The organism is Mycobacterium sp. (genome assembly GCF_046095365.1).
Classification (GTDB): Bacteria; Actinomycetota; Actinomycetes; order Mycobacteriales; family Mycobacteriaceae; genus Mycobacterium.
Genome location: NZ_JBJTJF010000077.1, coordinates 64,906 through 76,669, shown reverse-complemented (window position 1 = coordinate 76,669; position 11,764 = coordinate 64,906). Strand labels below are relative to the sequence as shown.

Annotated in this window: 12 protein-coding genes; 6 read left to right on the top strand and 6 right to left on the bottom strand. The window is 69.9% G+C overall.

Annotated elements, in window-relative coordinates; translation table 11 throughout:
• Positions 1-116: 116 nt before the first annotated feature.
• Genes ACKOQ4_RS06305 through ACKOQ4_RS06290 form a run of 4 tightly spaced genes read right to left on the bottom strand, consistent with a single transcriptional unit; the run spans position 117 to position 2,761 of the window.
• The gene (locus ACKOQ4_RS06305) at positions 117-917 is read right to left on the bottom strand and encodes a carbon-nitrogen hydrolase family protein (RefSeq protein ID WP_526289937.1); all 801 of its coding nucleotides are present in this window, start codon (positions 915-917) and stop codon (positions 117-119) included.
• A 4-nt stretch (positions 918-921) separates the two neighbouring features.
• Entirely contained in the window at positions 922-1,710 is a 789-nt protein-coding gene (locus ACKOQ4_RS06300; RefSeq protein WP_526289935.1) for a class I SAM-dependent methyltransferase, read from the bottom strand.
• 19 nt (positions 1,711-1,729) lie between these two features.
• The gene (locus ACKOQ4_RS06295; RefSeq protein WP_526289933.1) at positions 1,730-2,242 is read right to left on the bottom strand and encodes a DUF2505 family protein; all 513 of its coding nucleotides are present in this window, start codon (positions 2,240-2,242) and stop codon (positions 1,730-1,732) included.
• A 9-nt stretch (positions 2,243-2,251) separates the two neighbouring features.
• Positions 2,252-2,761, bottom strand: a complete 510-nt coding sequence (locus ACKOQ4_RS06290; protein WP_526289931.1) for a DUF2505 family protein — start codon at positions 2,759-2,761, stop codon at positions 2,252-2,254.
• Positions 2,762-2,842: 81 nt separating this feature from the next.
• On the opposite strand from ACKOQ4_RS06290, the gene ACKOQ4_RS06285 reads away from it, so the two are divergent.
• Complete coding sequence (locus tag ACKOQ4_RS06285; protein WP_526289929.1) at positions 2,843-3,901, top strand: UDP-N-acetylmuramate dehydrogenase; 1,059 nt, start codon at positions 2,843-2,845, stop codon at positions 3,899-3,901.
• Positions 3,902-3,917: 16 nt separating this feature from the next.
• Here ACKOQ4_RS06285 and ACKOQ4_RS06280 read toward each other — a convergent pair whose 3' ends face one another.
• On the bottom strand, positions 3,918-4,670 hold the full coding sequence (locus tag ACKOQ4_RS06280; RefSeq protein WP_526289927.1) for an SDR family NAD(P)-dependent oxidoreductase: 753 nt from the start codon (positions 4,668-4,670) through the stop codon (positions 3,918-3,920).
• 101 nt (positions 4,671-4,771) lie between these two features.
• Between ACKOQ4_RS06280 and mshA the strand changes: the two genes are divergently transcribed.
• The 5 genes from mshA to ACKOQ4_RS06255 all read left to right on the top strand — a co-directional run bounded on the left by mshA (position 4,772) and on the right by ACKOQ4_RS06255 (position 9,324).
• Positions 4,772-6,088 carry a D-inositol-3-phosphate glycosyltransferase gene (gene mshA / locus ACKOQ4_RS06275; RefSeq protein ID WP_526289945.1) on the top strand — a complete coding sequence of 439 codons (1,317 nt, stop codon included), beginning with the start codon at positions 4,772-4,774 and terminating at the stop codon, positions 6,086-6,088.
• The gene (locus tag ACKOQ4_RS06270) at positions 6,085-6,633 is read left to right on the top strand and encodes a YbjN domain-containing protein (protein ID WP_526289925.1); all 549 of its coding nucleotides are present in this window, start codon (positions 6,085-6,087) and stop codon (positions 6,631-6,633) included. Before mshA ends, ACKOQ4_RS06270 begins: the two co-directional genes overlap by 4 nt.
• 24 nt (positions 6,634-6,657) lie before the next feature.
• The gene (locus tag ACKOQ4_RS06265; protein ID WP_526289923.1) at positions 6,658-7,410 is read left to right on the top strand and encodes a phosphoglyceromutase; all 753 of its coding nucleotides are present in this window, start codon (positions 6,658-6,660) and stop codon (positions 7,408-7,410) included.
• 85 nt (positions 7,411-7,495) lie between these two features.
• Positions 7,496-8,647, top strand: coding sequence for a sensor histidine kinase (locus ACKOQ4_RS06260; RefSeq protein ID WP_526289921.1), 1,152 nt, complete (start codon positions 7,496-7,498; stop codon positions 8,645-8,647).
• Positions 8,644-9,324, top strand: a complete 681-nt coding sequence (locus ACKOQ4_RS06255) for a winged helix-turn-helix domain-containing protein (protein ID WP_526289919.1) — start codon at positions 8,644-8,646, stop codon at positions 9,322-9,324. Before ACKOQ4_RS06260 ends, ACKOQ4_RS06255 begins: the two co-directional genes overlap by 4 nt.
• A 1-nt stretch (position 9,325) precedes the next feature.
• Here ACKOQ4_RS06255 and ACKOQ4_RS06250 read toward each other — a convergent pair whose 3' ends face one another.
• On the bottom strand, positions 9,326-11,740 hold the full coding sequence (locus ACKOQ4_RS06250) for a CocE/NonD family hydrolase (protein WP_526289917.1): 2,415 nt from the start codon (positions 11,738-11,740) through the stop codon (positions 9,326-9,328).
• Positions 11,741-11,764: the final 24 nt, after the last annotated feature.

Sequence of the window (11,764 nt, the reverse complement as noted above, 5' to 3'; positions counted from 1 at the left end):
ATGCCGGGTGGGCGGATCGGTGGGCCACGGGTCCGGACCGCCGCCGGGCGGGCCCGGAGGTGGGCCGGCGCCGGGCGGCGGAGCCGGTGGGGGGAGCGTCACCCGGCGATTGTGCCCTACCGGTCGGTGCGGACCCTAACGCGATTCCGCAGGACCCCGACGGTGTCGCGGATCGCCGCGACGCTGCCGACGTCGATGTCGCAGACCACCAGTCGTGGATCGGGCCCCGCGTCGGCCAGCACCTCGCCCAGCGGGGAGGCCACCAGGCTGCCGCCGACGCCGGTGGGGGCGTTGGCCGCGGCCGGGTCGGGGCCCGGGTAGGCCTGACCGGTCGCCGCGACGAAGCATCCCGAGTCCAGGGCCCGGGCCCGGGCCAGCAGGGTCCACTGGTCCAGCTTGCCGGGACCGGCGCCCCAGGACGCACCGACGGCGATCACCGCCGCGCCGCGGTCGGCCAGTTCGGCGTAGAGATAGGGAAAGCGGATGTCGTAGCACAGCGTCAGCCCCACGCCGACGCCGTCGACCTCGACGACCACCGGTTCGTCGCCGGGTGCGATGGTCTCCGATTCGGTGAAGCCGAACGCGTCGTAGAGGTGGATCTTGTCGTAGCGGGCCTCTACGCCGGCGCCGGTGGCCAACAGCGTGTTGGTCACCCGCCCGTCCGGGGCGGGGGTGAACATCCCGGCGATCACCGAGATTCCGGCGTCGGCGGCGATCCTGCGCACCGCGTCGGCCCACGGTCCGTCGATCGGCTCGGCGATCGGGGCGAGCGGAACGCCGAACCGGCACATGGTCGCCTCCGGGAACACCACCAGTCGCGCGCCGGACTCGGCGGCTCGCCGGGTGTAATCGGCGACGGTCGCCAGATTGGCGGCCGGGTCGGTGTCGGACAGGATCTGCGCCAGAGCGATCCGCATGGCGTCAGGGTAGCGGTGCACCCGTGGAGTCGGACCGCGGAGCCACCGTCTGCCAGGGGACGGTCAGCACCGCGTCGCGGGGGTTGCGCCGCTGGGCCTCGATAGGCACCCCGGCGGAGCGCAACCCGGCCAGCATCGCCCGCCATCGCGCTCTCGGACCGAACACCGACTGCCCGGCCGCCGCCGCCCAGGCACGGTCGGCCGCGTCGAGCAGGGCGTGAATCGGCTGGCCCGGAACATTCTGGTGGATAAGCGCTTTCGGCAGGCGCTCGGCCAGATCCGAAGGCCGCTCGATTGCCCGGGCATCACACGCCAGAGTCAGGCTCACCGGTCCGTCGCGGTTCAGCAGAACCCAGCAGCAGTGCCGGCCTAGTTCGTCGCAGGTGCCTTCTATCAGCACGCCGCCGGGAGCCAGTCTGGACCGCATGTCGTGCCACGCGGCCGCGACGGCGTCCTCGGGATACTGGCGAAGCACGTTGAAGGCGCGGACCAGATTGGGGCGCAGGCCCGCGAGTTCGAACCCGCCGATGCGGAATTCCACATCGCCGGCGGTGGCCCGGCCGGTGGCGACCCGTTCCGGGTCGATCTCCACACCGACCACCCGGACGCCGGGACACACCGTGCGCAGCCTGGATGCCAACTCCACCGTCGTGACCGGCGAGCGACCGTAGCCGAGGTCGACGGCGACCGGCGCATCAGCCGCGCTCAGCGCAGCCAGAACCCGCGGAGAGCGTGTGAGCCAGCGGTCGGCCCGGCGCCAACCGGCTGCGCCGGTGGTTCCCCGGGTCGGCATGCCGACCGGTCGTGACGGCCTAATGGCGGTTGAGCCATTCGGCGGTGAACTTGCCCTCCTCGGTGAACAGCACCTTCAGCCCGCTGACCATCAGCTGCTCGATCTGCCCGCCGAGCAGCGGAACCCGGGCGCGGCAGGTGCTTTGCAGCCTCATCCGGCTGCCGCGGTCGGTGTCGTGCAAAAGGTAATCACCGGTCACCTCGACCGGCGCCGGTACGAGCGCGCGGTAACGGCCGGTCACCTGGTTGGCGCCGGCGTCGAACGGCTCGAAGTGCTGTTCCCGGGTGACGACGAAGGTGCCCGGCACCACCTTGCCGACGATGGCCGGGAAGTCCTTGGCGGACAGGATGTGAGAGAAGGAGACGTCGGTGCCGTCGGCGTCTGTGGAGAAGTGGGCGATCTCGGTACGCGACCCCATGTGCTCTCGGTAGAAGACGACCAGATCCTCCCAATAGCTGATGGTGGTGAAGTCGCGATACATGTCGGCTGCGGCCACGTCGACGTCGATGTCGAACACCATGCTGCGGGGCACGGGTCCAAACTACCGGCGCGTGCCGGTGATCCACTCGGAGGTGAACCTCTGCTCGTCGTTGAGCAGGTGGATCAACTGATTGGCGATGAACTTCTCCATCTTGCCGCCCACCAGCGGGATGCGGACGTCGACGGTGGCGCTGAAGGCCAGCCGGGACCCGCTGCCCTCGCCGGTGAGCCGGGCCTGACCGTCCAGGGCGACCGGGGCCCGCACGATCGAACTGGCGACCGCGGCCTCCGCGGCTCCGTCGAACAGCGCGGTCCAGGTCTCGGCCCGCCGGATCTCCAGATCGCCGTGGTGGAACTGATGGATGATGCCGGGCAGACGCTCGGCCCGCAGCACCTGGGTGGTCACAACGTCCACACCGCCGTCGTGCCCGGCCTGGAAATCGTCCAGCGTCCATTCGTCGGCGCCCGAGGCGGCCAGCCGGGCCAGCCAGTACTGCTTGTCGCGGAGAGCGTCATGCACCTGCTGCACCGTGCCGGCGTAGTCGGTGGCCATGTCGAACGAACGCGGCATAGCTGGTGAGGCTACCGTTAGCGGGCGAAAGCCGAAGCGTCTCGGGATACGGCCACAGGGCGGAGCGGAGCGACTCGCGAAATGCACACAGCCCAGGACTACGGGGGAGCGCAGGTCACCGAGAACGTGCCTTTGGCGTCGCTCACCACCCTGCGGGTCGGTCCGGTCGTGCGCCGGATGATCACGTGTGCCGGCACCGGCCAGATCGTGGCCACCCTGCGCGCGCTCACCCCGGCCGATGATCCCGTTCTGGTGCTCGGCGGTGGTTCCAACGTGGTCGTCGCGGATGAGTTGACCGATCTCACCGTCGTTCGACTGGCCAGTGCCGCGATCACCGTCGAAGCGCCGCTGATGCGGGCCGAGGCGGGCGCGGACTGGGACTCAGTGGTCGCGGCGGCGGTGGGGGCCGGTCTCGGTGGGCTGGAATGTCTTTCGGGAATACCCGGCTCGGCCGGGGCCACCCCGGTCCAGAACGTCGGCGCCTACGGTGTCGAGGTGTCCGACGTCCTGACCCGGGTCCGGCTGTTGGATCGCCGCACCGGCGAGGTGAACTGGGTTCCCGCCGCGGAACTGGGGTTCGGCTACCGGCACAGCGTGCTCAAGAACTCCACAGCGGCCATCGTCCTCGAGGTCGAGTTCGCACTCGACCCGGCCGGGCGTTCGGCGCCGGTGCGCTACGCCGAACTGGCCGCGGCCCTCGGCATCGCGGCGGGGGAGCGGACGGATCCGGCGCGGGTGCGTTCGGCGGTGCTGGCGCTGCGCGCGGCCAAGGGGATGGTTCTGGACGCCGGCGACCACGACACCTGGAGTGTCGGTTCGTTTTTCACCAATCCGGTGGTTCCGGTCGGGCTCTATGAGCGGCTGCGGGAGGTCTCCCGGGTGCCTGTTCCGCACTACCCGGCGGACGGCGGTGTCAAGCTCGCGGCGGGCTGGCTGGTCGAGCAGGCCGGCTTCGGCAAGGGTTACCCGGGCACTGGTCCTTGCCGGCTGTCCACCAAGCACGCGCTCGCGCTGACCAACCGGGGCGGGTCGGCCAGTGCCGACGTGCTGCAACTGGCCCGCACTGTGCGGGACGGGGTTCGTGAGGCTTTCGGCGTGACCCTTGTTCCCGAGCCGGTACTGGTGGGCTGCACGCTGTGATCCGGTCTGCGCCGGGCTAGAGCCGTCGGTTGAACCGGCTGGCGCTGGCCTGGTCGCGCGGGCGGATCACGACCTGGTCGATGTTGACGTGTGACGGCCGGGAGGCGACGAATCCGATCACCCCGGCTACGTCCTCGGCGGTCAACGGCGTGATTCCGGCGTAGACGGCCTCGGCGCGCTGCGCGTCGCCGCCGAAGCGAACCAGGGAGAACTCCGTCTGCACGGCCCCGGGTGCTATCTCGGTGAGCCGCACCGGCTTTCCCAGCAGCTCGCCGCGCAGGGTGCGGTGCAGCGCACCCTGGGCGTGCTTGGCCGCGGTGTATCCGGCGCCGCCGTCGTAGACCTCCAGTGCGGCGATCGAGGTGACGGTGACGATCAGACCGTCACCGGAGGCGATCAGGGCGGGAAGCAGCGCCCGGGTGACCCGCAGCGTTCCCATCACGTTGGTCTCCCACATCCAGCGCCAGTCGTCGAAATCCGCTTCGGCCACCGGCTGCAGGCCCCGGGCTCCGCCGGCGTTGTTGACGAGAACGTCGACCCGATCCAGCCGATCGGCCAGCGACCGGACGGCGGCGTCGTCGGTGACGTCGGCGGCCACCGCCGTGCCGCCGATCTCCCCGGCCAGGCGGGCAAGGCGATCGGCGCGGCGGGCCACCGCGACGACGTGGTAGCCGAGGGCGGCGAGGGTGCGCGCGGTCGCCTCCCCGATGCCCGAGCTGGCGCCGGTCACCACGGCGACCGGCGTGTGCGCGCTGGGATGTGCTGTCATCGGCTCGACTCTATCCAGCCGGGCAGGCCGGTCCGGCTGTGGCCGCGCTCACCGCCTGACCACCCTGTCCGGCTTTCGTGCATGATGGTCTGGTGCGGCAACTGCGGGATCTGACCGACGGTTTGCTGCCTCAGCGCGTTGCGGTGCTGTCGGTGCACACCTCGCCGCTGGCCCAGCCCGGTACCGGCGACGCCGGGGGCATGAATGTCTACGTGCTGCAGACCGCACTGCACATGGCGGCACGGGGTGTGGACGTCGAGATCTTCACCCGGGCGACCTCCTCGGCCGACCCGCCGGTGGTCCGGGTGGCGCCCGGGGTGCAGGTGCGCAACGTGGTGGCCGGCCCGTTCGAGGGCCTCGACAAGTACGACCTGCCCACCCAGCTGTGTGCGTTCACCGCCGGGGTGCTGCGGGCCGAGGCCACCCACGACCCCGGCCACTACGACATCGTGCATTCGCACTACTGGCTCTCCGGTCAGGTGGGCTGGCTTGCCCGGGAACGGTGGGCGGTCCCGCTGGTTCACACCGCCCACACCCTGGCCGCGGTGAAGAACGCCGCGCTGGCCGACGGAGACTCACCGGAACCTCCCTTGCGCTCGGTCGGCGAGCAGCAGGTGGTCGACGAGGCCGACAGACTGATCGTCAACACCGAATCCGAAGCGCACCAGCTGGTTTCGTTGCACAACGCCGACCCGTCAAGGATCGACGTGGTGCACCCCGGGGTGGACCTGCAGATGTTCAGCCCGGGGGATCGGGCTGCGGCCCGGGCCGCGCTCGGACTCCCGGCCGACCAGCCGATCGTGGCCTTCGTCGGCCGCATCCAGCCGCTGAAGGCGCCCGACGTGCTGTTGCGCGCGGCGGCACTGCTGCCCCCTGACCGGGACGTCCGGGTGGTCATCGCCGGCGGGGCGTCGGGAACGGGGCTGGCCGCGCCGGACGGCCTGGCCAGGCTGGCCGTCGGCCTCGGCATCGCCGATCGGGTGACGTTCCTGCCGCCCCAGCCGCGTGAGCGATTGGTCGACCTCTACCGGGCCGCCGACCTGGTTGCGGTGCCCAGCTACTCGGAGTCCTTCGGCCTGGTCGCGGTGGAGGCACAGGCCTGCGGGACCCCCGTTATCGCGGCGGCGGTCGGCGGTCTGCCGGTGGCCGTCGCCGACGGCCGCAGCGGCGCCCTGGTCGACGGCCACCAGCCGCATCGGTGGGCCGAGGCGATCAGCGCGGTGCTCGACTCCGACACCGCCGCCCTGAGCGCGGCTGCACGCGCGCATGCCCGCGGATTCTCCTGGGACCACACGGTGGACGGGTTGCTGGCCGGCTACGGCCGGGCCATCGTCGACTACGGCCGCACCCACCACAGGGGCCTCACCGCCCGCCGTCCCGGGCGTCGGTGGACGATGCGGAGAGGTGTGCGCGCATGAGCACCGAGGAACGGATCTGCCGGGAGATCGAGCAGACACTCGCCGAGCACGGTCTGAACTACACCCGCTACGAAGGCGCCCACGTCGGCGCTCCCGGACTGATCGTCGAACTGCCCGGCGAGCGCAAACTGGTGACCAACACCCTGCTGACGGTCGGTGACCACTCGGTCAGGGTGGAGGCCTTCGTCTGCCGCCGGCCCGACGAGAACCACGCGAACGTCTACCACTTCCTGCTCAGACGTAATCGACGGCTCTACGGGGTGGCCTACACCCTGGACAACATCGGCGACATCTACCTGGTCGGCCGGATGGCTCTGGACATCGTCAGCCCGGCCGAGATCGACCGGGTGCTCGGGCAGGTGCTCGAGGCGGTCAACAACGACTTCAACACCCTGCTCGAACTCGGATTCGCATCCTCGATCCGCAAGGAATGGGCCTGGCGGGTGGCTCGCGGCGAATCGCTCAAGAACCTGAGGGCCTTCAAACATCTCATCGACGAGGATCCCGGCGAGCACGGCAACCGAGGCGAAGACGGCAAACGCTGAGCGCCAGCGTGAGACACTTCGGCTATGGCTGACGGTGACTGCACTCTGATCCTGCTCCGCCACGGCGAGAGCCAGTGGAACGCACTCAACCTGTTCACCGGCTGGGTGGACGTGGACCTGACCGACAAGGGCCGCGCCGAGGCGGCACGCGCCGGTGAACTGATCGGAGCTCTCGACGAGCTGCCCGACGTGGTGTACACCTCGCTGCTGCGCCGCGCGATCAACACCGCGAACCTGGCGCTGGACAAGGCGGACCGGCACTGGATTCCGGTGCACCGCAACTGGCGGCTCAACGAGCGGCACTACGGGGCGCTGCAGGGACTGGACAAGGCCGAGACGAAGGCCAAGTACGGCGAGGAACAGTTCATGGCCTGGCGGCGCAGCTACGACACCCCGCCGCCGCCGATCGAGCGGGGCAGCAAGTTCAGCCAGGACGCCGACCCGCGCTACGCCGACATCGACGGAGGCCCGCTGACTGAATGCCTCGCCGACGTCGTGGCCCGGTTCGTTCCGTACTTCGAGAACACCATCGCCCCGGATCTGCGCGCGGGCAAGACGGTGCTGATCGCCGCGCACGGCAACTCGCTGCGGGCGCTGGTGAAGTATCTCGACGGCATGTCCGACGAGGCGGTGGTGGCATTGAACATCCCGACCGGGATTCCGCTGCGCTACGACCTCGACGCCAACCTCAAGCCGAAGGTGGCCGGTGGGACCTACCTCGACCCCGAGGCCGCCGCCGCCGGCGCGGCGGCGGTCGCCAGCCAGGGTTCGAAATAGAACATTCGGTAAACGACCGCTGAACTAGCATTTCGGCGGTCATGCCGGGTTCCCCAGGTACTCCGGCACTGCGTACGCTTCGAGGGTGAGTTTCAGCGCGGTGGCGCTCGCGGTCGTCGCGGGCCTGGGGGGCTGTGTACTCGGGTCCTCGGCCGCCTCGCTTCTGGCGGCCCGGTCCCGGCGGGGCCGGCCAACCGCCACCCAAGGCACCATGACCGCCTCCGAACTTCTGCAGCGCGCGGTCGCCAACGCCCCGATCGGTGTGCTTGTAGTCGACTCCGGCCGGGACGTGCTGGTCAGCAACGAGCGCGCCGCGGACATGGGCATGATCCGGGAGACCGGCCTGGACGAGCGCCTCTGGGCCGCCACCCAGCGAACGTTGAGCACCGGCGCCGACGTCGAGGTGGACCTGTCGGCGCCGCGCGGGCTGGCCGGCCGGCGCGCCGGGATCGCCGTTCACGCCAGGATCAGGCAGTTGGACCGCCAGTCGCCCCGGCTGGCGGTCATCTACCTCGACGACCAGTCCGAGCAGGCCCGGATGGAGGCCACCCGCCGCGACTTCGTCGCCAATGTCAGCCATGAGCTCAAGACACCGGTCGCGGCGATGTCGGTCCTCTCCGAGGCGCTGCTGGAGTCGATCAACGATCCAGCGACCACCGAGCGGTTCGGGCGCAGGCTCAACACCGAGGCTCGGCGGCTGGGCAACATGGTCGGCGAACTGATCGAGCTGTCCCGGCTGCAGGGCGCCGAACCGCTGCCTGATCTGGTCGCGGTGGACGTGGACACCGTTGTGCAGGAGGCGATTTCGCGCTACAAGGTTGCGGCTGAGAATGCGAACATCCTGATCACGACCGACGAGCCCTCCGGTTTCAAAGTTCTCGGTGACGAGACCCTGCTGGTCACCGCAGTCTCCAACCTCGTCTCCAACGCGATCGCGTACTCGCCCGACGGCTCGACGGTGTCGATCAGCCGGCGCCGCCGCGGTGACATGGTGGAGATCGCGGTCACCGACCGCGGTATCGGAATTGCCCAGGCCGACCAGGAGCGGGTCTTCGAGCGGTTCTTCAGGGTGGACAAGGCGAGGTCCCGGGAGACCGGCGGCACCGGCCTCGGGCTTGCCATCGTCAAGCACGTCGCGGCCAACCACAACGGCAGCATCCGGTTGTGGAGCAGGCGCGGCACCGGTTCGACCTTCACGTTGTCCATCCCGGCCTATGAGACGCAGGAGGCGCAGTGATTCGGGTGCTGGTGGTTGAGGACGAGGAGTCGCTGGCCGACCCGCTTGCCTTTCTGCTGCGCAAGGAGGGTTTCGAGACCACCGTCGTCCAGGATGGTGCCGCCGCCCTGGCCGAGTTCGACCGGACCGGAGCCGACATCGTCCTGCTGGACCTGATGCTGCCCGGGATGAGCGGCACCGAGGTGTGCAAGCAGTTGCGGGCCCGTTCCAGCGTCCCGGTCATCATGGTGACCGCCCGCGACAGTGAAATTGACAAGGTGGTCGGCCTGGAACTCGGCGCCGACGACTACGTCACCAAGCCCTACTCGGCACGAGAACTGATCGCGCGTATTCGCGCGGTGCTGCGCCGCGGGAGCGAAGGAGACGATGTCGGCGACACGGTGCTGGAGGCCGGTCCGGTGCGCATGGACATCGAGCGGCACACCGTCAGTGTCGGTGGCGAGCAGATATCCCTGCCGCTCAAGGAGTTCGACCTCCTCGAGTTCCTGATGCGCAACAAGGGCCGGGTGCTCACCCGCGGGCAGCTCATCGACCGGGTATGGGGTTCGGACTACGTCGGGGACACCAAGACCCTGGACGTCCACGTCAAGCGGCTGCGGTCCAAGATCGAGGAAGACCCGGCCAACCCGATGCGGCTCCTCACCGTGCGGGGGCTTGGTTACAAGCTGGAAGGTTAGCTCAGGCTACCGTCGGCACTTCAAGCTCGACGTCGCCGACGTTGATGAAGCCCCAGGCGAAGGCGTTGGCGTACGGCAGGGCCGAGCTGGTGATCTGAAGTGTCATCGAGTCGGCGGGATTTCCGACGGTGTAGGCGATGTCGGCCATCGGAACCGACACCGTGCGCTCCCGGCCGTCGAGGGTGACCGGGACAGGCGTGACGATGTTACCCACCACCTGTCCGGTGGCCTCGTCCACCAGCTGGGCGTAGACGGCGCGGCTGGTGCCGATCCCGCTGTAGCCGAAGCTCAGGGTCGGCGCCCCCGCGATGACCGTCCCGACCGGTGGATCGACCTCGAGGTTCAGCGCGTTCCGTGCCTTGCTGCCGCTGGCGAGCGCGAAGGCGGTGCTGAACAACGTCGGTTTCGCCGGCGGGACTGCCGCCTGGGAGGGACCCGACCCGCCGAGCAGCGGGACCAGGAGGAGGGGACCGCCGGCGCCGGTGTAGCCCAGCGGGGCCGGCTTGTTGAACAGCGGGTCGAAGGGGCTGCGGTCCGAGCTGTGGTAGGCGCCGGCCTGGTCGTACCACTGGAAGGCCGGAATGGTGTCGGCGCCGGCCGAAGGGTTGCCGGCGACGTACTGATCCAGCCAGCGCAGGCTGTCGTTCATGTTCAGCAGGCCCTGGGTCTCCTGGTTCTGCGCGGGCAGCAGGCAGACTCCGTGGCCGCCGCAGAACCAGGTGATCTTGACCGGCGTGCGGGGATCGCCGCCGAGGATGGCCTGGGCGTTGGTGCTTGCCGCGTCGAGTTCGAAGAGGATGTCTACCGTCCCCTGCAGGAAAAGGCTTGGCGCGGTGATGTTCCCGGCCAGGATTCCCGGACCGGCGCTGGTCAGCAGTGCCTGCGCGCTCTGGCTCAAGCGGCTGAAAAGATCGCCCGTGACGATGGCGGGATAGATCTGGGAGTTGATTCGCGCCCCGGTGCCCACGAGGGCCAGCAGCAATTCCGTCCCGATGACGGTCTTGAAGGTGTTGCTGGGGTAGAGCGACTCGTTGAGCGTGTTCCACGCGATGCCCGGAACGATCGCGTCGATACGGGGATCCGTTGCGGCGCTGGTGAGTTGGATGCCGCCTCCGTAGGAACCTCCGACCATCCCGACGAGCGGGTCACCGCTGTCGGTTGCCACCTGGCCCTGGGCGACGTTCGACGGGCTCGCGGACCAGGAGATGATCGAGGAGACGTCGCGCCCCTCGTAGAAGGGGCTGTCGAGTTGCAGGACACCGCCGGAAGCCCACTCGCCGCGGGGGTCCCAGGTGATGACGTTGAATCCGGTGCTGGCGGAGTAGCCCCCGGCGAACGGGCTCGCACCCGAGCGCAGTGTCGGTATTCCCGGGACGATCCCGACAAGGCTGGGAGCCCAGACCGCATAGACGTCGGTGTTGCCGGGGAAGCCCAGATCCGGTCCGTTGAGGACGGTGGGCGCCGAGGCGACCGCTCCGCTGGCGACCTCGGCGGCCGGGAAGTAGTTGACGCTGATCGGGGTGCCGTCGAAGGACGGCATGAGGTAGGTGAACCCGACCGGACGCCCGGCGGCCAGCGTCGAGGGGTTCTCGTCGAACCTGGCGATCTGTGCGGCGCCGATGAGCGGTGTCAGCAGCGTGCTGACGAGAGGAAGTCGGTGCAGGGTTTTCTGAACGGGCTCCCACAGGTCCCCGATCAACGGGATGCCGCCGATGAAGCTGTCGAACCGCGTGACCTCGGCGACGAGCACGCGGAACTGTTCGTTCTGCCCCGGGTCGGTCAGTGAGGTCATATAGGGCAGATAGGAGAACTGGTCGGTTCTGGTCCCGTCCGAGTCGGGCGCCCAGGAGATCTTTCCGCCCAGGCTCGGCTCGCTCACCACGGAGTAGGACAGCGGCAGGCCTCGGCGGGAGGTGGCGTTGAGGGTGCCGAACAAGATCCCGTCGCTCCACCGGACCTCGGGGTTCACCGTGATCGGGCCGGTGGCCGTGCTTGCGGCCTGCCGGCGGGTGATCGCCAGCGCCGCCCAGGCCAGCGGGGACTGCGACGGCGATCCCGGCCGGACGGCGCGGGCGCTGCCGGCCGGCCGGGTCGGCCCGCCGTCCTTGCCGGCGGCCGGGGCGGCAATCGGCGCCGGTCGTGCGACCTGGCCCGGGCGGTGGCGCCGGCCTGCGGGCGGGTTCGCCGCGGCCGGTCCGATCCGGGCCACGTCGCGGTCGGGTGCACGCCGCGTCCGGTGCGGGGAGCCGACCGCGGCACCGGTGGCGCGCCCGGCCCGGGCCGAGTCGCCGCTCGATGCCGCGGTGTCAGCCGGCCCCTCGGCCCACGCGACCGGGGTGCCGGAGAACACCGCGGCGCTGACACCCAACGCGAACGCCAGACCGCCGACCCGACCGACGAATTGCGCAGCTGTCATGTCCTGAGTCCCTCCGTAGTCTGG